Annotated in this window: 19 protein-coding genes; 14 read left to right on the plus strand and 5 right to left on the minus strand. The window is 75.2% G+C overall.

What is annotated here, in order from left to right:
* Window positions 1-168: 168 nt before the first annotated feature.
* Window positions 169-840: a BON domain-containing protein gene (locus tag GA0074696_RS08035; protein ID WP_088960503.1), complete on the plus strand. Its 672-nt coding sequence runs from the start codon at window positions 169-171 to the stop codon at window positions 838-840.
* A gap of 151 nt (window positions 841-991) precedes the next feature.
* Entirely contained in the window at window positions 992-2,032 is a 1,041-nt protein-coding gene (locus tag GA0074696_RS08040) for a glycosyltransferase family 4 protein (protein ID WP_088964430.1), read from the plus strand.
* Window positions 2,033-2,069: 37 nt separating this feature from the next.
* On the opposite strand, the gene GA0074696_RS32210 is transcribed toward GA0074696_RS08040, so the two are convergent.
* Entirely contained in the window at window positions 2,070-3,617 is a 1,548-nt protein-coding gene (locus tag GA0074696_RS32210) for a serine/threonine-protein kinase (RefSeq protein ID WP_088960504.1), read from the minus strand.
* A 192-nt stretch (window positions 3,618-3,809) separates the two neighbouring features.
* On the opposite strand from GA0074696_RS32210, the gene GA0074696_RS08050 reads away from it, so the two are divergent.
* The 9 genes from GA0074696_RS08050 to GA0074696_RS08090 all read left to right on the plus strand — a co-directional run bounded on the left by GA0074696_RS08050 (window position 3,810) and on the right by GA0074696_RS08090 (window position 13,058).
* Window positions 3,810-4,643, plus strand: coding sequence for a patatin-like phospholipase family protein (locus GA0074696_RS08050; protein ID WP_088964431.1), 834 nt, complete (start codon window positions 3,810-3,812; stop codon window positions 4,641-4,643).
* Entirely contained in the window at window positions 4,643-5,665 is a 1,023-nt protein-coding gene (locus GA0074696_RS08055) for a 1-acyl-sn-glycerol-3-phosphate acyltransferase (RefSeq protein ID WP_088960505.1), read from the plus strand. The genes GA0074696_RS08050 and GA0074696_RS08055 overlap by 1 nt, the downstream gene beginning before the upstream one ends.
* 47 nt (window positions 5,666-5,712) lie before the next feature.
* Window positions 5,713-6,033 (plus strand): divalent-cation tolerance protein CutA, encoded by a 321-nt coding sequence (gene cutA, locus GA0074696_RS08060; protein WP_088960506.1) that lies wholly within the window; start codon window positions 5,713-5,715, stop codon window positions 6,031-6,033.
* Between the two features lie 79 nt (window positions 6,034-6,112).
* Entirely contained in the window at window positions 6,113-6,523 is a 411-nt protein-coding gene (locus GA0074696_RS08065; protein ID WP_088964432.1) for a VOC family protein, read from the plus strand.
* Window positions 6,524-6,605: 82 nt separating this feature from the next.
* Window positions 6,606-7,070: a helix-turn-helix transcriptional regulator gene (locus GA0074696_RS08070; RefSeq protein WP_088960507.1), complete on the plus strand. Its 465-nt coding sequence runs from the start codon at window positions 6,606-6,608 to the stop codon at window positions 7,068-7,070.
* 5 nt (window positions 7,071-7,075) lie between these two features.
* Window positions 7,076-7,720, plus strand: a complete 645-nt coding sequence (locus tag GA0074696_RS08075; protein ID WP_088964433.1) for a VOC family protein — start codon at window positions 7,076-7,078, stop codon at window positions 7,718-7,720.
* Window positions 7,721-7,731: 11 nt separating this feature from the next.
* A complete protein-coding gene (locus GA0074696_RS08080) occupies window positions 7,732-8,187 on the plus strand; it encodes a pyridoxamine 5'-phosphate oxidase family protein (protein WP_088960508.1) in 456 nt (151 codons plus the stop codon).
* Between the two features lie 97 nt (window positions 8,188-8,284).
* Window positions 8,285-11,890 (plus strand): SCO7613 C-terminal domain-containing membrane protein, encoded by a 3,606-nt coding sequence (locus GA0074696_RS08085; protein WP_088960509.1) that lies wholly within the window; start codon window positions 8,285-8,287, stop codon window positions 11,888-11,890.
* Between the two features lie 121 nt (window positions 11,891-12,011).
* The gene (locus tag GA0074696_RS08090; protein WP_088960510.1) at window positions 12,012-13,058 is read left to right on the plus strand and encodes a fatty acid desaturase family protein; all 1,047 of its coding nucleotides are present in this window, start codon (window positions 12,012-12,014) and stop codon (window positions 13,056-13,058) included.
* 66 nt (window positions 13,059-13,124) lie between these two features.
* Here GA0074696_RS08090 and GA0074696_RS08095 read toward each other — a convergent pair whose 3' ends face one another.
* Complete coding sequence (locus GA0074696_RS08095) at window positions 13,125-13,895, minus strand: hypothetical protein (protein ID WP_088960511.1); 771 nt, start codon at window positions 13,893-13,895, stop codon at window positions 13,125-13,127.
* A 214-nt stretch (window positions 13,896-14,109) separates the two neighbouring features.
* Between GA0074696_RS08095 and GA0074696_RS31340 the strand changes: the two genes are divergently transcribed.
* Entirely contained in the window at window positions 14,110-14,403 is a 294-nt protein-coding gene (locus tag GA0074696_RS31340; RefSeq protein ID WP_197700821.1) for a 4a-hydroxytetrahydrobiopterin dehydratase, read from the plus strand.
* The gene (locus GA0074696_RS08100) at window positions 14,400-15,551 is read left to right on the plus strand and encodes an FHA domain-containing protein (protein WP_197700822.1); all 1,152 of its coding nucleotides are present in this window, start codon (window positions 14,400-14,402) and stop codon (window positions 15,549-15,551) included. The genes GA0074696_RS31340 and GA0074696_RS08100 overlap by 4 nt, the downstream gene beginning before the upstream one ends.
* Before the next feature lie 61 nt (window positions 15,552-15,612).
* Here the strand turns inward: GA0074696_RS08100 and rocD are convergent, their stop codons facing one another.
* The 3 genes from rocD to GA0074696_RS08115 all read right to left on the minus strand — a co-directional run bounded on the left by rocD (window position 15,613) and on the right by GA0074696_RS08115 (window position 18,767).
* Window positions 15,613-16,827: an ornithine--oxo-acid transaminase gene (gene rocD / locus GA0074696_RS08105; protein WP_172894224.1), complete on the minus strand. Its 1,215-nt coding sequence runs from the start codon at window positions 16,825-16,827 to the stop codon at window positions 15,613-15,615.
* The gene (gene ddaH, locus GA0074696_RS08110; RefSeq protein WP_172894560.1) at window positions 16,824-17,639 is read right to left on the minus strand and encodes a dimethylargininase; all 816 of its coding nucleotides are present in this window, start codon (window positions 17,637-17,639) and stop codon (window positions 16,824-16,826) included. The genes rocD and ddaH overlap by 4 nt, the downstream gene beginning before the upstream one ends.
* Before the next feature lie 345 nt (window positions 17,640-17,984).
* Window positions 17,985-18,767, minus strand: a complete 783-nt coding sequence (locus tag GA0074696_RS08115; protein ID WP_088964435.1) for a DUF4190 domain-containing protein — start codon at window positions 18,765-18,767, stop codon at window positions 17,985-17,987.
* Window positions 18,768-18,885: 118 nt separating this feature from the next.
* Here GA0074696_RS08115 and GA0074696_RS08120 point away from each other — a divergent pair, with 118 nt between their 5' ends.
* Complete coding sequence (locus tag GA0074696_RS08120; protein WP_088960513.1) at window positions 18,886-19,695, plus strand: Fpg/Nei family DNA glycosylase; 810 nt, start codon at window positions 18,886-18,888, stop codon at window positions 19,693-19,695.

Here is a 19,695-nt window from a genome sequence, read left to right on the forward strand (position 1 = left end):
GGGCGGCGGGTGGCGGAGCCAAGGGGGTTGGCTCCGTCACCCGTCGCCTTTTTCGCACCCCGTGGCACCCGACGCCGGTCCGGTGCCGGTTCACCCCAACCGGGTGAACCGGCCTCACCCGGGCAGTCGGCATTCTCGCCAGGAGCCGACCGCACGGGAGGGGACGTGATGACGACGGCAGCGGCCACCCGCACCGATCCGGACATCCAGCGCGACGTGCTCGACGAACTGGCCTGGGACCCGCAGGCCCAGCCGCACGAGATCGGGGTGAGCGTCGCCGAGGGCGTGGTCACCCTGACCGGCCGGGTGGACAGCTACGCCCGCAAGTGGGCGGCGCAACGCTGCGCGCACCGGGTACGAGGCGTGCGGGCCGTCGCCGACGACATCGAGGTACGCCTGCCCGGCCTGGACGGTCAGGACGACGGTGAACTCGCCCTCGCCGCCGTACGGGCGCTGGAATGGGACAGCTTCGTGCCCGCCGAGCGGCTGGACGTGACGGTCTCCGCCGGCTGGCTGATGCTGCGCGGCGAGGTGGAGTTCGGCTACCAGCGGCGCACCGCCGAGCAGGAGCTGCGCCGGCTGCGGGGCGTACGCGGGGTGACCAACCTGGTCGAGGTGGTGCCGCCGGCCCCGCCCAGCGCCGAGCAGACCGCCCTGGACCTGCGCCGGGCGTTGCGCCGCCGGACCGGCACCGAGGCGATCACCGTCGAGCTGGCCGGCGACATCGTCGTTTTGGGCGGCACCGTCCGCTCCTGGTGGGAGCGGGACGAGGCGGAGCGGGTCGCCTGGTCGGCACCGGGCGTACGGGCCGTCGACGACCGTCTCGTCGTCACCGGGTGAGCCGCCCGCCGCGTCCGCCGAATGTCCGTTTAGCGCAGCCGGGGTGGGGAAATCGCCGCCGATCCCGCTCACCGGGAAGCAACGGGGAGGACCTGTGGCCGTGACCCACCGTCCGTCGGAGAGCCCGCCGGGAAGGCCGCTGCGGATCGCGATGGTGGTCCCGCCGTGGCTGTCGGTGCCGCCGCCCGGCTACGGCGGGCTGGAACAGGTGGTGCACGGGCTGGTGGACCGGCTGGTCGAGCGCGGCCACGGGGTGACCCTGTTCGGCGCGGGCCGGCACCACGGCACCGCCGCCGATTTCGTCTCCACCGTCGAGGACCTCCAGTACGCCCGGCTCGGCGAGGCGCTGCCGGAACTGGCCCACCTGGCCCGGGTGAAGCACCTGGTCACCGAAGCCGACTTCGACGTGATCCACGACCACACCACGATCGGCCCGCTGGTCGCCGGCCGGCGGGCGGTACCGACCGTGGCCACCGTGCACGGCAACCCCGTCGGCGAGTACGGCACCGTGCTCAGCGACGTCGACCGGGGCGTGGGGCTGGTGGCCATCTCGCACACGCAGCGCCGGCTGAACCCGGGCCTGCCCTGGGTGGGGACCGTGCACAACGCGATGGACCCGCGGGAGTTCCCGCACAAGCAGGACCCTGGCCGGGGCCCGGTGCTCTGGCTGGCCCGGTTCAGCCCCGACAAGGGCCCGGACCTCGCGATCCGCGCCTGCCGGCAGGCGGGCCTGCCGCTGACCCTGGCCGGCAAGTGCAACGAGCCCGCCGAGCGGCGCTACTTCGCCGAGGTCGTCGAGCCGCTGCTGGACGAGGACGTCACCGTGGTGTTCAACGCCGACCGGGAGGCGACCATCCGGCTGATGGTGGACGCGCGCTGCCTGATCATGCCGATCCAGTGGGACGAGCCGTTCGGCATGGTGATGGTGGAGGCGATGGCGACCGGTACGCCGGTCGTGGCGCTGCGACGCGGCGCCGTGCCGGAGCTGGTGGTGGACGGGGTCACCGGGCTGATCCGGGACCGCGCCGACGAGTTGCCGGCGGCGCTGCGGGCGGCGGACCGGCTGGACCCGGCGGCCGCCGTCGCGCACGTGGCCCGGAACTTCTCCACCGACCGGATGGCCGAGGGCTACGAGGCGGTGTACCGGCAGGTCGCCCTCGCCCGGGAGCCGACGCCGGTCGCCACCCGCTGACCGCGAGCCGCCGGACGGGCGCAGCCCCGACCGGAGGTCAGACCCGGCTGGTGCCGAGGTCCACGATGGCCGCGTCGAGCCGGCGTGCGTACGCCGGGGTGATGCCGCCCTCGTCGACGCGGTGGGTGACCTTCTCGCGCAGCAGCGCCACCGGCTCGGCCAGGTCGGAGCGCCCGTCGGCGGCCGCCCGGGTCAGGTTGGCCAGCACGTTGCGCAGGTCGGTGCCGACGTCGGCGCGGACGTCGCCGAGACGTACCCCGTCGTCGATGAGCCGGCGCAGCCGCTCGGCGGCCTCGGTGAGCCCGCCGGCGCCCTGCCCGCCGTCCGGGGTGGGTCGCGGTCGGGGCGGCGGCGCGTTGGTCGCCGCCGTGGTCGGCTCCCGTGGCGGGAGGGTGGCCGGTTCGGCGGGCGGGATCGCCGGCTGCACCGCCGGGGCGCCGGTCCGCCGGGCGTCCGGCGGCGGCGTGGACTCCGGCACCAGGGTCGGGGCGAGCAGCGCGGCGGCCGTGGTCACCACCACCAGCCCGGCCACCACCAGCAGCGGCTGCCGTCGCGACGGCGCTGCGGTCTGCCCGGATCGTCCGGCCGGTTCCGCCTGCCCGGCCGCCTGCCCGGCCGCCTGCCCGGCCGCCTGCCCGGCCGCCTGCCCGGCCGCCTGCCCGGCCGCCTGCCCGGCCGCCTGCCCGGCCGGCTGGCCGGGCAGCGCGGGCAGGGTCACGGTCGGCGCGAGCATCGTGGCCGCCTGCGGGTCGCCGGGCAGCAGCTGGTCGCGCAGTGCCGCGGCCACCTGATGCGCGGTGGGCCGGTCGCGCGGGTCGCGGGCCAGGCAGCGCAGGCAGGTACGGGCGACCGCCGGCGGCAGCCCCGGCACACCGTCCAGGGTGGGCGGTTCGTCGTCGGCCAGCGCCTCGCCGAGCTGCTCCCAGGTGTCCGCCGGGTACGGCACCTGGCCGGTCAGCGTCTCGTAGAGCAGCACGCCGAGGGAGTAGACGTCGGTGGCCGGCTGGGCCGGCGCCCCGTTGAGCCGCTCCGGCGCCACGTACGCGGGGGTGCCGAAGGTGCCGCCGTCCTCGTCCTCGTCCGGGGCGCCGACGTGGGTGGCGATGCCGAAGTCCAGCACCTTCGCGCCGACCCGGGTCATCATCACGTTGGACGGGGTGATGTCCCGGTGCACGATGCCGAGCCGGTGCGCGGCCGCGAGGGCCTCGGCCACCTGGGCGCCCACCTCGACCGCATCGGCCCAGGGCAGCGGCCCCTCGGTGAGCCGGTGCTCCAGCTCCTCCCCGGTGAGCAGCTCCATCACCACGAAGGAGGTGATCGAGCCGTCCGGGGCGAGCGTCTCGCCGTAGTCGTGCACCGAGGTCACGTGCGGGTGGACCAGCTGGGCGGCGGAGCGGGCCTCCTCGCGGACCATGTCCCGGAAGCGGGCGTCCGCGGCCAGGGAGGGAGCGAGCACCTTGACCGCGACGATCCGGTCGAGCACCTCGTCGCGGGCCCGCCAGATCACCGACATGCCACCGGCCCCGATCTGGTCGACGAGCCGGTACCGGCGGGCCAGCAACCTGCCGGCGTGCAGCGCTGCCATCAGTGATCGCACCTGCCTGGGGGTGGGGGCGGTATCAGGTTGCGGGAATGTGTCCGCGGTGTCAACGGTCGTCCGAATTCGCGGTCACCCTCCGTCGTGGACGGCTCGCGCGCCGCCACCTGGACCCGGCCGGACCCGGGTGACCAGCGGCTGGACCGGGCCCGGCGGCGGGCACGTGCCAGGATGAACGACATGGCTGGGGGTCCGGTGGCGTTCGTGCTCGGCGGCGGGGGAGTGCTCGGCGCGGTCGAGGTGGGCATGCTGCGCGCCTTGTTTCGCGCCCGGATCCGCCCGGACGTGGTGCTCGGCACCTCCATCGGGGCGGTCAACGGCGCGCTGGTCGCCGCCGACCCGACCGAGGCGGTCACCGACCGGCTGGTCCGGCTCTGGGCCTCGCCGGAGGCGAGCGAGGTGTACGGCGACTCGGTCGCCCGCCAGCTGCGCCGGTTCGCCGCGCGTACCCACCTGCACTCGCCCCGGCCGCTGCGCAAGCTGCTGGAGTCCGAACTGGGCGCCGAGACCACCTTCGCCGACCTGAAGGTGCCGTTCCGTTGCTGCGCGGCGAACATCGAGCGGGCCGCCGAGCACTGGTTCGACAGCGGTCCGCTGGTGCCGGCCGTGCTCGCCTCGGCCTCCGTGCCCGGGCTGCTGCCACCGGCCCGGATCGACGACCAGCACTACATCGACGGGGGGATCGTCAACTCCATCCCGATCGGTGAGGCGGTGGCGCTGGGCGCGCGGCAGATCTTCGTACTCCAGGTGGGTCGGATCGAACGGGAGCTGACGCCGCCCCAGCGGCCCTGGGAGATCGCCCAGGTCGCGTTCGAGATCGCCCGGCGGCACCGGTTCGCCCGGGAGATGGCGGCGCTGCCCGACGGGGTGGAGGTGCACGTGCTGCCCACCGGTGGGCTGAAGCCCCGCGACGACAGCCCGTGGGCCTACCGGGACATGGCGGCGGTGGGGCGGCGGATCAGCCGGGCCTACACCGCCTCCCGGCACTACCTGGCCACCCAACTGGACCACTGATGCCGCTGCCACCCCGGTGGGTACGCCGGATGCTGCTGGCCCCCGGCGTGGTGCTGCTCGCGCTGGCCGTGGTCCTCACGGTGCCGGTCTGGGCGCTGCTCGGCCTGGCGCTGTCGCCCTTCGTGCCCGGCCGGCTGCGGCCGCTGCGCCTGCTCTGGATCGGCTCCGTCTACCTGGTCTGGGACGCGGCGGCGCTGGCCGCGCTCTTCCTGCTCTGGCTGGCGTCCGGGTTCGGGCTGTTCAAGCGCTCGCCGGCCTTCCAGCGCGCGCACTACGTGCTCGCCGGCCGCTTCCTGCGGGTGCTCTTCTGGCAGGCTCGCTGGACGCTGCGGCTGAGCATCGACGTGGTCGGCACCGACCCGGACACGGCCCTGCCCGGCCGGCCGGAGCTGGTGCTCTGCCGGCACGCCGGGCCGGGTGACTCGTTCATCCTGATCCACGCGCTGGTCAACTGGTTCCACCGCGAGCCGCGGATCGTGCTCAAGGAGAGCCTGCAGTGGGACCCGGCGATCGACGTGCTGCTCAACCGGTTGCCCAACCGGTTCATCGCGCCCGGCCCGGACGGCCGTGACTCGGCGGTCCGGCAGGTCGGCCAGCTCGCCACCGACCTCGACGACGACGACGCGTTCGTGATCTTCCCGGAGGGCGGCAACTTCACGCCCGGCCGCCGGCTGCGGGCCATCGCCCGGCTCCGCGCGCTCGGGCTGGAGCGGATGGCGGCGCGCGCCGAGCGGATGCGGCACGTGCTGGCGCCGCAGCCCGGCGGACTGCTCGCCGCGCTGGACGCCGCCCCGGATGCCGGGGTGATCTTCGTGGCGCACACCGGGCTGGACCGGATGGTCACCGTGGCCGACGTCTGGCGGGAGCTGCCGATGGACAAGCGGATCGTGATGCGCTTCTGGTCGGTGCCGCCGGAGCAGGTGCCGACCGACCGGCAGGAGCGCATCGACTGGCTCTTCGACTGGTGGGCCCGGATCGACACCTGGGTCGCCGCCAACCGCGACGGCGTGTCGACCGGCTGACCGCGCGGGTCGGGGCCGGCCGTGGCGACGCCGCGTAGGGTGCGCTGATGGAACAGATCTGCGTGGTCACGACGGTGGTGGACGCGCGCCCGGTCGCGGACGCGCTCGCGGCCGAGGCGGTCGCCGGGCGGCTGGCGGCCTGCGCGCAGGTGGGCGGCCAGGTCGACAGCACCTACTGGTGGCGGTCCGCCGTGGAGACCGGCAGCGAGTGGTCGGTGCAGTTCAAGACCGCCCCCGACCGGGTGGTCGCGCTGGTCGACCGGCTCCGCGCCGCCCATCCGTACGAGGTGCCGGAGATCCTGGTGTCCCGGGTGGAGTGCGGGGAGCCGGCGTACGCCGCCTGGGTGCACGAGAACACCCGTATTTAGGGGTACCTGGCGGAGCAGGTGGCCGGATCGATCAGGAATCGAGAAGTGCGGGTCATGGTGCGCACCTAACGTGATCGTCATGGACATCACCATTCACACCAGCGTCCTGCCGCATGTCGACCCGGACGCCTCCCTGGCCTTCTACCGCGACGTCCTCGGCTTCGAGGTCCGCAACGACGTCGGACAGGGCAAGATGCGGTGGATCACGGTCGGCCCCGTCGGCCAGCCCGACACGTCCATCCTCCTGGCGCCGCCGGCCGTCGACCCCGGGGTCACCGAGGACGAGCGCCGCACCATCGCCGAGATGATGGCCAAGGGCACTTACGGCTGGATCCTGCTGGCCACCCGGGACCTCGACGGCACCTTCGAGAAGCTGCAGGCCGGCGACGCCGAGGTCGTCCAGGAGCCGATCGAGCAGCCGTACGGCATCCGCGACTGCGCCTTCCGCGATCCCGCGGGCAACCTGGTCCGCATCCAGGAACTCCGCTGAACCCTCCGGTCGTCGAGCACCCCGGTCGCCTGCTCGGCAGGGGACCCGGGTGCTCACGGACATCGATGAAAGGAGTTCTCCCATGTGTCACCCCTCATGGGGGCGCGCACTCGCCGAGGCGCAGCGCCTGAGTGACCTCGCCCGGCTGCGCCGGGTCCGCGACCGGATCGACCGGGAGTACGCGCAGCCGCTGGACGTCGAGGCGCTCGCCCGCGGCGCGAACATGTCGGCCGGGCACCTCAGCCGCCAGTTCCGGCAGGCCTACGGCGAATCGCCGTACTCCTATCTGATGAAGCGGCGCATCGAGCGCGCCATGGCGCTGCTGCGTCGTGGCGACCTCAGCGTCACCGAGGTCTGCTTCGCGGTCGGCTGCTCGTCGCTGGGCACCTTCAGCACCCGCTTCACCGAGCTGGTCGGGATGCCGCCCAGCGCCTACCGACGGCGTGCGGTGGGTGCTGCGGCGGGGATGCCGCCGTGTGTGGCGAAACAGGTGACCAGACCGGTCAGGAATCGAGAAGCGCCGGTCGCCGAGCCGCTCCTAGCGTGATGACCATGGCAAACATCGAATCCGTCACCCTCGAAGTGGCCGACCCCACGGTCGCCGAGCGCTTCTACACCACCGCCTTCGGGCTGGACACGCAGATCCGCCTGCGGGCCTCGGCGGCACCGACGACCGGCTTCCGTGGGTTCCTGCTGGCCCTCACGGTGTCCCAGCCGGCCACCGTCGACGGCTTCATCGGCGCTGCCCTGGACGCCGGTGCCACGTCGCTGAAGCCTGCCGCCAAGTCGCTCTGGGGCTACGGCGGTGTCGTACAAGCCCCGGACGGGACGATCTGGAAGGTCGCGACCTCGGCGAAGAAGGACACCGGCCCGGCCACCCGGCAGATCGACGAGTTCGTGCTCCTGCTGGGGGTCGCGGACGTGGCCGCGAGCAAGCGGTTCTACGTCGAGCGCGGCCTCGCCGTGGCGAAGAGCTTCAGCCGCATGTACGTCGAGTTCGCTGCCGGGTCGAGTCCCGTCAAGCTGGCGCTGTACCGGCGCCGTGCCCTGGCCAAGGACGTCGGCGTCACTCCCGACGGCACCGGATCGCACCGGCTCGTGATCGGCGGCGCTGCCGGGCCGTTCACCGACCCGGACGGGTTCGCCTGGGAGGCCGCCTCGCTGGCACCCACGCAGGAAGGGCTCGCCACGAAGTGACTGGAGGAAGCATGACGGGCGCACCGCCGCGTGGGCTCGAGGAGAGGCTGCGGGACACCCGCGCGAAGCTGGAGAGCGACGTCGATCTCTGGGTCGCGACGTCGGGCTCCCCGGGCGGCGTCCACCTCATCCCGCTCTCGTACCTCTGGGACGGGACCGCGTTCCTCATCTCGACGCCGCGCGCCTCGGTCACCGGCCGCAACCTGCTGGCGGACGGCCGGGTGCGGCTCAGCCTCGGGCCGACGCGCGATGTCGTCATCGTCGACGGCACCGCCGAGCCGGTGGCCATCGCCGACCTCGGCCCGGAGCTGGGCGACGCGTTCGCGACCAGGACCGGTTTCGACCCGCGCGAACTCGACGAGCCCTATCAGTACTTCCTGATCCGGCCGCAGCGCATCCAGGCCTGGCGGGAGGCGAACGAGCTGCGGGGACGCGTCCTCATGCGCGACGGCCGCTGGCTCGGCTGACCGCCGCACGGGACCAAACACCGCCGCCTGCGGCAGGTTGACCGACCTAGGTACGCGCACTCTGGGCGCGCCCCCGCCCGGCCGCGAGGATGGCCGGGTGGAGAACACCGGCTACCCCTGCCCCGGCTGCGGCGCGCCCGCCGATCTCGTCCGCGGCTGTTCCGGCTGCGGCCGCCCGCCGTACCCGCCCGCCGCCGAGGTGATCCGGCTGGACGCGGAGATCCGTGCGCTCGGTCGGGAGGTGGCGCGGGCCCGCGAGGCGTACCAGGGGCTCGCCGATCGGCTGCTCGCGGCGCAGCGTCGGCGGGCGGAGCTGGCGGCCCGGGTCCGCGCGGAGATCGCCCGGCCGGTGCCGGCCGGTCCGCTGCCGTCGGTACCGCCGGTCCCGGTCCGACCCGCTCCGGTTCCGCCGCCGCCGGGCCGGCCGGAGACCTCCACCCGGACGGTGCAGGGGCTGCTGTTCGTCCTCGGCGGGCTGCTGCTCGGCACTGCGGCGGTGGTCTTCACCGCCGTTGCCTGGGCCGCCGTCGGGGTCGCCGGGCGGGCCGCGATCCTGGCCGCCGTCACCGTGCTGGCCCTGGCCGCGCCGCTGGTCGCGGTGTGGCGTGGGCTGCGGGGCACTGCGGAGACCTTCGCCGCGGTGGGGCTGCTGCTGGTGGTCCTCGACGGGTACGCCGCCTGGGCGGTGGACCTGTTCGGCGTGGCCGACTGGCCGGGCGCCCGATACGCCGCGCTGGTCGGGGGGGCCGGCGCGGCCATCGCCGCCGGGTACGCCCGGCTCAGCCGGTTGACCGTGCCCTGGTTCGCGGCGCTCCTCGTCGCGCAGCCGGTGCTGCCGCTGGCGGCGGTGGCGGCCCGCCCCGGTGCCGCCGGGTGGACCCTGGTCCTGCTCGGGGTGGCGTTGCTCGACCTCGTGGTGGTGGTCGCGCTGCGTCGCCGCTGGGCGGCGCCGGCCGAGCTCGGCCCGGTGCCGTCCCCCGCCGCCGCCCCGGTTCCGCCCGGTGCGGCCACCGCCGGGGCGGCGGACCAGGGCACGGCCCCGGGCCAGCCGGCGTCCGCCGGTGGGGTGCCGGCCGTGGTCGGCGGGGGGACGCCGGCCACGGGGCCGGGGGCGCGGATCGGGGGGCCGGCGGCCGGTGGGGGGCCGGCCGCCGGGCCGCGCGTCCCGGCCGTCGTGCGGGCCGGACAGGTGCTCGCCTGGCTCGGCTTCGGTGCCGCGACGGCGCTCGCCGCCGGCTGCGCGCTGGTGCCGCTGGCCTGGGGCCGGGCCGCCGGCCGGCCGCTGCTGGCCGGGGCGCCGTTGCTGCTGGTGGGGCTGGTCCTGCTCGGCGCGGCGTGGGCCGCCGGTGGCCGGGTGTTCCGTCAGGTCGCGGCGGCGCTGCTGGTGCCGCTGCTGGCCGCCGCGCTGCTGCGCCCGGTGGCCGAGCTGCGTCCGGGGGTGCTGCTGGTGGCGGCCGCCCTGGTGACCGCCGCCCTGGCCGGGGCGGCCCGGATGGTCCCGGCGCGGCTGCGCTCCGGCCCCCGCATCGGCGCCCTGCTCGTCGCCGGCGCGCTGGCACAGGTGGGGGTCCTGGCCACCCTGCTGGTCGCCGGTGGCGCGGTGGCCCGGTCGCTGCCCGGGTGGCGGGGCGCGGCGGCCGGCCCGACGGTTGCCTGGGGCTGGCAGCTTCCGGTCGCCGTCGCGCTGACCGCCGCCGCGATCGGCCTGCTGCTGCCCCGGGCCGCCCGTCCGGTGACCGCGCTGGTCGGTGTCGCGCTGACCGGTTCCGCCCTGCCGGCGGTGGCCGCCACGCCGTGGCCGGCGGCGCTCGCCGTCGATCTCCTCGTCGGGGTGGCCCTCCTGCTGGCCGTCGTCCGGCCGGCGCGCCGCACCCCGACCGTGGTGGTCGGGGCGCTGGCCGGCGCCGCGCTGCTCGGGCACGGTCTGCTGGTGGCCCTGGCCGCACCGGGCGGCATGCTGGTGACGCTCGGGGTGCTGCTGCCCGCCGGGCTGGCGATGGCGGCCCTCGCCCGCCGGGGGACCCCGGCGCAGCACGCCGTCGCCGGGGGCGGGCTGGCCCTGGCGCTGCTCGCCGTGCCGGCGGGAACGGTCGTCGCGCTCCTCGCCGCCGGCTCGGCCCCCTGGTGGCAGCTGCGGGCCGGCTTCGCCGCCGCCGTGGTCCCGCTGGTCGCGCTCGGCCCGGTCCGCCGCCACTGGCCCGACCTCGACGGGTACGCCTCGGCCGCCGCCGCCGTGGCGCTCGGCGTGCTCGGGCTGGCGCCGGTGGTCGTACCGGCCGCCGAGCCGGTCCCGCTCTACGCCGCGCTCGCCGCGCTGCTGCTGGTGGTCGTCGACCGGGACACCCCGGCGTCGGCCGTCGGCCGGGTGGTGGCCGCCGTGCTGGCGGTGCTCGCGGCGCTCGCCGCCGCCCCGGTGGCCGTGACGGCGCTGCTGTCCCCGTACGACGGGCCGGTCGAGCCCTGGTCGGGCGTACCCGCGGCCGGGCCGCTGCCCGGCGGATGGGTCGGCGGCGCGGCCCTGCTGGTGCTGGCGGTCGCCGCCGGGCTGGTCGGCCGGCGGACCGGAGGCGGCGCGGCCGTCCCGGCCCTGCTGGCACTGCCCTTCGCCGCCGCCGCGCTGCCGGTGCTGCTGGCGGCGGCCGGCGCGCCCTGGCCGGTGGTGCCGGCGGTGGCGCTGCTCACCGGGTTGGCGGCCCTGCTGGTCGCCGCGCTGCGGCGTCCGGGCCCCCTGCTGGGCGCGGTCGCGGTGCCGGTGGGGACGCTCTGGACCCTGGCCGGGCTGACCGGGCTGCTCGCCACCCGGGCTGGCACCCTCGCCGGCCTGGCGCTGCTGGTCGTGGCGGCGGCGGTGGCCGGCGTCGCCGGGCGGCGGGCCGAGGTGCGGCTGCTCGGCTGCCTGGCGGCGGTCGCCGCGGCCACCGGCCTCGCGGTGACCGCGTCGCTGGCGGCGGGGCTGCCGCTGCGGACCGCCGGTTTCGCGGTGCTCGCGGTGGCGGTGGCGGTGCTGTACGCCGCGCCGCCGCTGGCCCGGCGCACGCCGGTGACCGGCCGGGCGGCGGAGGGCGCGGCCCAGGCCGTGGCGCTGGTGGCGCTGCTGCTCACCGCGTCCGCCCCGCGCCACGCGGCGGCGGTCTGCGTGCTCTGGGGTGCGGCGGTGGCGCCGCGAGTGCTGCGGCGGGCCGAGTCCGCCACCGGGCGGTGGGCCTTGGCGGGGATCGCCGGCGGCAGCGAACTGCTCGGCGCCTGGCTGCTGCTCGCCGCCGGCGGGGTGGTGCTGCTGGAGGCGTACACCCTGCCGGCGGCGGGACTGGCGCTGGTCGCCGGGGTGGTCGCGCTGCGTACCCGGCCGGGGTTGACCAGTTGGCTGGCGCTCGGCCCCGGGTTGGCCGCCGCGCTGCTGCCCGGCCTGGTGTCGGTGCTGGTCGCCCCCGAGCCCCAGCCCTGGCGACGGCTGCTGCTCGGGGTCGCCGCGCTGGCCGTGGTGCTCGCCGGGGCCACCCGGCGCTGGCAGGCGCCGGTGGTGCTCGGGGGGACCACGCTGGCCCTGCTGGCCCTGCACGAGCTGGTCCGCGGCTGGGATCGGCTGCCCCGGTGGATCTTCCTGGCCGTCGGCGGGCTCGCGTTGATCGCCCTCGCCGCCACGTACGAGCGGCGGCGGCGTGACCTGACCCGGCTGCGCGCGGCCGTCGGCCGGATGGGCTGAGGTAGGGGCAACACCACCACGGATCGGGGTGTTGCCATGATTACCAGGCGCAATTGTCGCCGCGAGAATCAAGGGTGGGCCCGCCAACGGGTGCGGCCCGGACCGAGGACAGGGAGCGGAGATGGCGCGTTCAGCGGTGGCGGACCAACCGGTACGACGCGGCAGTGACTATGCCGTGTTGTCCCGACGGATCAGCGAGGCGGGCCTGCTCGAGCGCCGCCCCGGCCGGTACGCGGTGCGCATCGCGCTGACGGCGACCTTCTTCCTGGCGGGCTGGGCCGCGGTGGTGGCGGTCGGCGACTCGTGGGCGCAGCTGCTGATGGCGGTGGGGATGGCGGTGGCCACCACCCAGGTCGCCTTCCTCGGCCACGACGCCGGGCACCGGCAGATGTTCCGCCGCCGGGGCCCGAGCGAGCTGGCCGGTCTGCTCGCCGGCAACCTGGCGGTCGGGCTCAGCTACGGCTGGTGGGTCGACAAGCACAACCGGCACCACGCCAACCCCAACCACACCGACGAGGACCCGGACGTCGGCGGCGGCGCGCTGGTCTGGACGTACGAGCAGGCGGCGGCGACGCCGCCCTACCTGCGCTGGCTGGCGCGGCGGCAGGCCTGGCTGTTCTTCCCGATGCTGCTGCTGGAGGGCTTCCACCTGCACGTGGCCAGCGTCCGGGCCCTGGTCGGTCGGTCGGGCGGCGGCTGGTCCACGCCGATGCGGCACCGGGGGGTGGAGGCGCTGCTGCTCGCCGCGCACGCCGCCGGCTACCTGGGGCTGATCTTCGCGGTGATGTCGCCGGCGAAGGCGCTCGCCTTCATCGCCATCCACCAGGGCCTCTGGGGTCTCTACATGGGCTGCGCGTTCGCCCCGAACCACAAGGGCATGCCGATGCCGACGGAGGAAGACAACCTGGACTACCTGCGTAAGCAGGCGCTCACCTCGCGCAACGTGCGGGGCGGCCGGTTCGTCGACGTCGCGCTGGGCGGGCTCAACTACCAGATCGAGCACCACCTGTTCCCGAACATGCCCCGGGGCAACCTGCGCCGGGCGCAGCCGATCGTGCACGCGTACTGCGCCGAGCGCGAGGTGCCGTACGTCGAGACCGGGCTGGTCGAGTCGTACCGGCAGGCGCTGGCGCACCTGCACGAGGTGGGCCGGCCGCTGCGCGGCTGACCCTCGTACGCACGACGGGGCGGCACCGGTCACGGTGCCGCCCCGTCGCGTCGGGGTGCGGGGCGATCAGCCGCCGAACGCCTTGATCAGCTCTTCCGGGGCCTCCTGGGTCTGGCTGGCCGGCGGCTTCTGCGGGGCGACGGTCGCGCCGAAGTCCGTGTAGGTGGTCTTGAGCTTGCCCGCCGCGGGGGAGAGCACGGTGGTGTCGACGACCAGCTCGATCAGCCGGCCCTGGTCGTCGGTCTTCGCGGTGAACGGCACCGCCTTGGCCTTGGCGCCGAGCGCCTTGATGCCCTTGTCGTCCGGCTTGGCCTTGCTGTAGTCGAGGGTGCCGGTGAAGGCGTGCTCACCGGTCTTCTCGACCTCGGTGACCCCCTTGATCATTTGCTTGGCGCCGCCCGGGTCGCCGTCGGGCATCAGGTTCATCTGACCGCTGGCGCCGAGCTTGGTGGCGTCCATGTGCAGCCACTTCTTCGGTGCGCCCGCCATGCCGCTGATCTTCATCCAGGCGTCGTCGCCGAGGGTGATCATCCGGACCTTGCCCTGGCTGCCCATGTCGAGGGTCATGTCCATCGCCTTGGAACGCGGGTCCATCAGGCCACCGCCGCTGATCACCGACGAGGTGATGGTGGCCCGGACGCTGTCCTCGTTGAGCTTGAGCGCGGCGGCGGTCAGCTCGTCGAGCGGAGCGACCGACGCGCTGCTGCTCGGGGCGACGCTCGCGGCGCTTCCGCCGGCGGCTGGAGCGTCCGCTCCGTCCTGGTTGCCGCAGCCGGTCAACAGACCCAGCGCGGCGACGAGCGCGACCCCCGTGGTCGCCAGCCGTCGAGTGTTCATTGTGGATTTCTCCTCGTGAAGGGTGGGCCGGTGCGGCGTGTGCTGCCGCCCACCGGCCGGGCCGTCGGTCAGCGTAGCGGGCGGGAGCGACAGTCGGGTGTCGATGTCCGTCCGCCGTCGCCGTCGGTGCCCGATCCGGCACGCCCGGTCAACCGGCGCCGACCCGCCTCCGGCGCGTCCGGCCCGCCCAGGCCGGTGCCGGTAGGGTCGGGCCATGACAGACCTGCTCACCGCCGAGGCGGTGCGAGAGAAGCTGGGCGGGCTGGCGGACTGGTCGGGCGACCCGACCCAGATCAGCCGCACCGTCGAGCTGGGCAGCTTCCCGGCCGCCATCGCCGTGGTCGACCGGGTGGCGGTGGTGGCCGAGCGACTCGACCACCACCCTGACATCGACATCCGGTGGCGGACCGTGACCTTCCGCTGCGTCACCCACTCCGCCGGTGGGGTCACCCACCGGGACGTGGAGCTGGCGCGCCAGATCGACGACATCGTCCGGAGCGCCCGATGAGATTCGAGATCAGCAAGGTGCTGGACGCCATCGAGGGGCGCGTCTGCACCGACCCGTCACTGGCCCGGGCCGTGCTCGACCTGGCCGAGGTGATCCGCTACCAGGACCTCGACGGCGGTCGGCCGGCCAGCCTGCTGCGGCTCGGCATGGTGATCGACGCCCTCTCCCGCGAGCTGGAGGAGGACAGCGTCCCGGTCTACGCCGTGGTGCACCGGGCGTTGCTCTCCGACGCCGACCTCACCTCCAACGAGCGGATGGTGGTCCGGCGCTGGGCCGACGACGGCCTGGTCGAGGTGCTGGACAACCCGGGCGACCGGATGCTGGAGGTGGCCGACCTGCTCGGCCTGCCGGTGCTCACCCGGGTCCGGTTCGACGGCCTGCGCGGCCGGTTCCCGTGGCTGGTGGAACAGCCGGGCCGGGTGCTCGCGCCGGTGCCCGGCGCCGGCGGCCCGGTGTTCGTCGCGCACGTCGGCGGCGGCTCGACCCCGGTCGAGGGGGACCGCTCACCGGTCGGGGCGAAGCTGCTGGCCCGGCAGTGGCGCTGCCCGGAGCCGGGGTGCGCCCTCTTCGGCGGTGGCGGGGGCGGCGGCGCCTTCGCCGACCTGGCCCGGGTGGAGCGCGCGCCGGCCGGCCAGCCGCCACCCGCGCTGCGCAACGGGGTGCCGACCTGCCCCCGGCACGGCGCCCGGCTCGGTGACGCCGGGCCGCGCCCCCGCACCGAGGTGCTGGCGGTCCGGATCGGTGGCCTGGTCCGGCGGCGGTTCGTGCTCACCGAGGAGCAGCCGGTGTTCATCGGGCGGGCGCCCGAGGCCGGCGGCGGGATCGTGCTCGGCCAGTGGCTCAACGACGAGGCCCGGCGCTGGATCAGCCGCAGCCACCTCAAGCTGGAGCTGCGGGTCGGCGAGGTGATCGTGACCGACGTGAGCACCAACGGCTCCGGCATCCGCCCGCACGGGTCGATGACCGAGGCGGAACGGATCCCGCTCGCGCCGAACCAGTCCCGGGTGCTCGGCGGCGCCGACATGGTCGAGCTCTACCCGGGCGTCCAGGTCGGCCGCGCCCGCGAGCTGCCCACCGGCGCCCCGTTCACCCCCACCTCGGTGATGGCCGAGGCGCCCACCATGGCGATGCGCCTGCCCCGCAACTGACCGACGAACGACGAGCGGGCGTCGGGACCGTGGTCCCGACGCCCGCTTCGCGCGTACGAGGTCAGCCGGCCAGCACGGCGGCGAGCTGGGCCACCGCGTGGTCGATCTCCTCCTCGGTGATCACCAGCGGCGGGGCCAGCCGGATGGTGGAGCCGTGGGTGTCCTTGGCCAGGACGCCCCGCTCCATCAGCCGCTCGCAGGCCTGGCGGCCGCTCATCAGCGCCGGGTCGATGTCCACCCCGGCCCAGAGGCCGCGGACCCGGACGGCGACCAGACCCTTGCCGACCAGCCCCTCCAGGCCGGCGCGCAGCCGCACGCCCAGCTCGGCGGAGCGGCGCTGGAACTCGCCGGTGGCCAGCAGCCGGACCACCTCGGTGGCGACCGCGCAGGCCAGCGGGTTGCCGCCGAAGGTCGAGCCGTGCTGGCCCGGCTTCAGCACCCCCAGCACGTCGGCGTTCGCGGCGACCGCGGAGACCGGCACGATGCCGCCGCCGAGCGCCTTGCCCAGCAGGTACATGTCCGGCACGACGCCCTCGTGGTCGCAGGCGAAGGTGTGCCCGGTCCGGCCGAGGCCGGACTGGATCTCGTCGGCGATGAAGAGCACGTTGCGCTCGGTGCAGACCTGGCGGACGCCCGGCAGGTAGCCCTCCGGCGGCACCACGACGCCCTGCTCGCCCTGGATCGGCTCGAGCAGCACGGCGACGGTGTTCTCGTCGATGGCGGCGGCCAGCGCGGCCAGGTCGCCGTAGGGGACGACCGTGAAGCCCGGGGTGTACGGCCCGAAGTCGGCGCGCGCGTCCTCGTCGGTGGAGAAGCTGACGATGGTGGTCGTCCGGCCGTGGAAGTTGCCCTCGGCGACCACGATGTTGGCCTGGCCGGGGGTGACGCCCTTGACCTGGTAGCCCCACTTGCGGGCGACCTTGACGCCGGTCTCGACCGCCTCGGCGCCGGTGTTCATCGGCAGGACCAGGTCCTTGCCGCACAGCTCCGCCAGCTCCTTGCAGAAGTCGGCGAACTGGTCGTGGATGAACGCGCGGCTGGTGAGGGTCAGCTTGTCGAGCTGCTCGTGCGCGGCGCGGATCAGCGTCGGGTGCCGGTGGCCGAAGTTCAGCGCCGAGTAGCCGGCGAGGCAGTCCAGGTAGCGACGGCCGTCCACGTCGGTGAGCCAGGCGCCCTCGGCGGAGGAGATCACCACCGGCAGCGGGTGGTAGTTGTGCGCGGTGTGCTTCTCCGCGTCCCGTACCGCGGCCGGAGTCCGCAGCATGTCCTCGATCACTTGCTCGCCTTTCCCTGACGGAGTCGCAACGTGCAGCACTTCGGTCCGCCGCCGGCCTTGCGCAGCTCGGACAGGTCGATGCCGATGGTCTCGTAACCCCGGTCGCGCAGCTTCGCGGCCAGGTCGGTGGCCTGCGCCGGCAGCACCACGTGCCGGCCGTCGCTGACCGCGTTCAGCCCCAGCACCTCGGCGTCGGCCATGGTGGCGTGCACGGCGTCCGGGAAGAGCCGGCGCAGCACCGCCTGGCTGCCGGGAGAGAACGCCTCCGGAAGGTACGCCACGGTCCGCTCGTCGAGCACGGTCAGGGCGGTGTCCAGGTGGTAGAAGCGCGGGTCGACCAGCTGCATCGTGATCACCGGGTAGCCGAAGACCTCCTGCAGCTGCGCGTGCGAGGCGTGCGCGGTGCGGAAGCCGGTGCCGGCCAGCAGGTAGTCACCGACCAGCAGGACGTCGCCCTCGCCCTCGTTGACGTGCTTCGGGTCGTACATCTCGAAGCCGGCGGCCTCGAACCAGGCGCGGTAGGCGGGGGCCTCGTCGGCGCGCTGCGGGTCGCGGAACTGCACGGCCATGGCCCTGTCGTCGATCACCGTGCCGCCGTTGGCGGCGAAGACCATGTCCGGCAGGCCGGCGACCGGGTCGATCAGCTCGACGGAGTGGCCCAGGTCGAGGTAGGTCTGGCGCAGCTGCTCCCACTGCCGGATCGCCAGGTCGGCGTCGACCGGCGCGGTCGGGTCCATCCACGGGTTGATGGCGTAGTCGACGGCGAAGTACGTCGGCCGGCACATCAGGAAGCGCTGGCTGATGGCGTCCATCGTCATGTCCTGCTCCTGGGGGTCGGGCGCGCCCGGCCACCTCGGCCGACGGGCTGGCGCCGTCCGTCAACGGTATGCGGCATCGGTCGACGACATCCACCGCCGAGGCTTGCGTACGCCGACGAAACATTGCGTCTAGCGTCGTCCGCGCGGTGATCTGTTGCGTTCTCGCCCACAACCCCGCATGACGAAGGGGCCGCCACCCCCGGAACGGGAGGTGACGCCCCCCTGGACGCGCTTCGGGGGCGGCGAACCGCCGCCCCCGAAAGGATGCGTGCCCGGCTGGTGAACCACCAGACTGATCGGGCGTCACCGGCGCACCGCCGGCGAGCGGGAAGATGCCCGTCAGAACCGGTCGACAAACTGTGAGTCGAGCCACTCCCGGAACCGGGACACCCACTCGCCGTCGGCGGTCGGCCAGTCGAACTGGCCGGTCATCGCGACCACCCCGACCACCACGGCGGCGAGGCCGAGCAGGATGCCGATCAGCGCGTCGGTCTTGCCGGCGACGTGCCGCCGTCGGGTCGCCATCAGGCCGAGGACGGAGAGCACCGCGCCGGCCGCGCCGACCGCGATGCCGTACCCGGCCAGGGTGCCGGTGAGCACGAACAGGGCGCCGACCACGGAGACGATCAGGCCGAGGGTGGCCAGCAGGCTGGCCCGCGGCTTCGGGCCGGCGACCACCGGGGTCTCCCGGCGGGCCTCGTCCCGATCGGGGACACCGTCCCGGTTCAGGTCGACCGTCCGCTCGGCGGTGGGGTCGGCGAGGGGCGCGGCCGGCCGGGTGTCCGGGTCCGCGCCGGTGAGCCGGTCCGACGTCGTACGCCGGGGCTCGTCGTCGATCGGGGCGACCCGGCCGGAGGGGCCGTGGGTCGTCTCGGAGCGGGCGGTGGCCGCCCGGGCCAGCGCGGCGCGCTCCGCGTCGGCGTCGCGCTCGCCGTCGGTGGCCAGCGCGCTGCTGCGGTACGTCGTCGGCTCGGCGTCCCGGTCGTTGACCACCGGCGGGTCGGCCGGGCGGTCGACCGGGTCGACGGTGGCGCTCCGGTCGCGTCCGTCGACGTGCCCGTCGCCGTTACGGTCGGTCGTGGGCGCCGGCTCGGTCCGGCGCGACAGCGAAGGAATCTTCATCACGAACACCTCCTGATCGATGCGTGGAGGCCTCGGGAAGCGCCGGTGGGCAGCCACGCGTATCACCGCTGTGGTACCCAGCGGCCCGATCCGCCACACCCGGGCTACCGTTGCCGTCGTGCCAGAGGGACACACCATCCACCGCCTGGCGGCCCGGCACGCCGAGCTGTTCGCCGGCGACAAGGTGATCGCCGCCAGCCCGCAGGGCCGCTTCGCCGAGGGCGCCGCCCGGCTCTCCGGCACCGTCCTCGACGGCACCGAGGCGTACGGCAAGCACCTGCTGCACCACTACGCCGGCGAGCTGACCCTGCACGTGCACCTCGGCCTGTACGGCAAATTCACCGACGGCCCGGGGGAGCCGCCGCCCCCGGTCGGGCAGGTCCGGTTGCGGCTCGCCAGCGACCGGCACTGGCTCGACCTGCGCGGCCCCACCGCCTGCGAGCTGCTCACCCCGCCCGAGGTCGCCGCGCTGCGCGACCGGCTCGGCCCGGACCCGCTGCGCGCCGACGCCGACCCGCGCCGGGCCTGGGTGCGGATCCGGCGCAGCCCCACCCCGCTCGCCGCGCTGCTGCTGGACCAGTCGGTGGTGGCCGGCACCGGGCTGATCTTCGTCACCGAGGCGCTGTTCCGGGCGGGGCTGCCACCGATGCTGCCCGGCCGGGAGCTGACCCCGGCCGGCTGGGACGCGCTCTGGGCCGACCTGGTCGAGCTGATGACGCTGGCCGTCGACCGCGGCCGGATCGACACCGTCCGCGACGCGCACCTGCCGGAGGCGATGGGCCGCCCGGCGCGCGTCGACCGGCACGGCGGCGAGGTGTACGTCTACCGCCGCCCCGGCGACCCCTGCCACGTCTGCGCGACCCCGGTGCGCCGGGGCGCGCTGGCCGGCCGCAACCTCTACTGGTGCGCCACCTGCCAGGCCGGTTGA

The organism is Micromonospora purpureochromogenes (genome assembly GCF_900091515.1).
GTDB classification, from domain to species: Bacteria; Actinomycetota; Actinomycetes; order Mycobacteriales; family Micromonosporaceae; genus Micromonospora; species Micromonospora purpureochromogenes.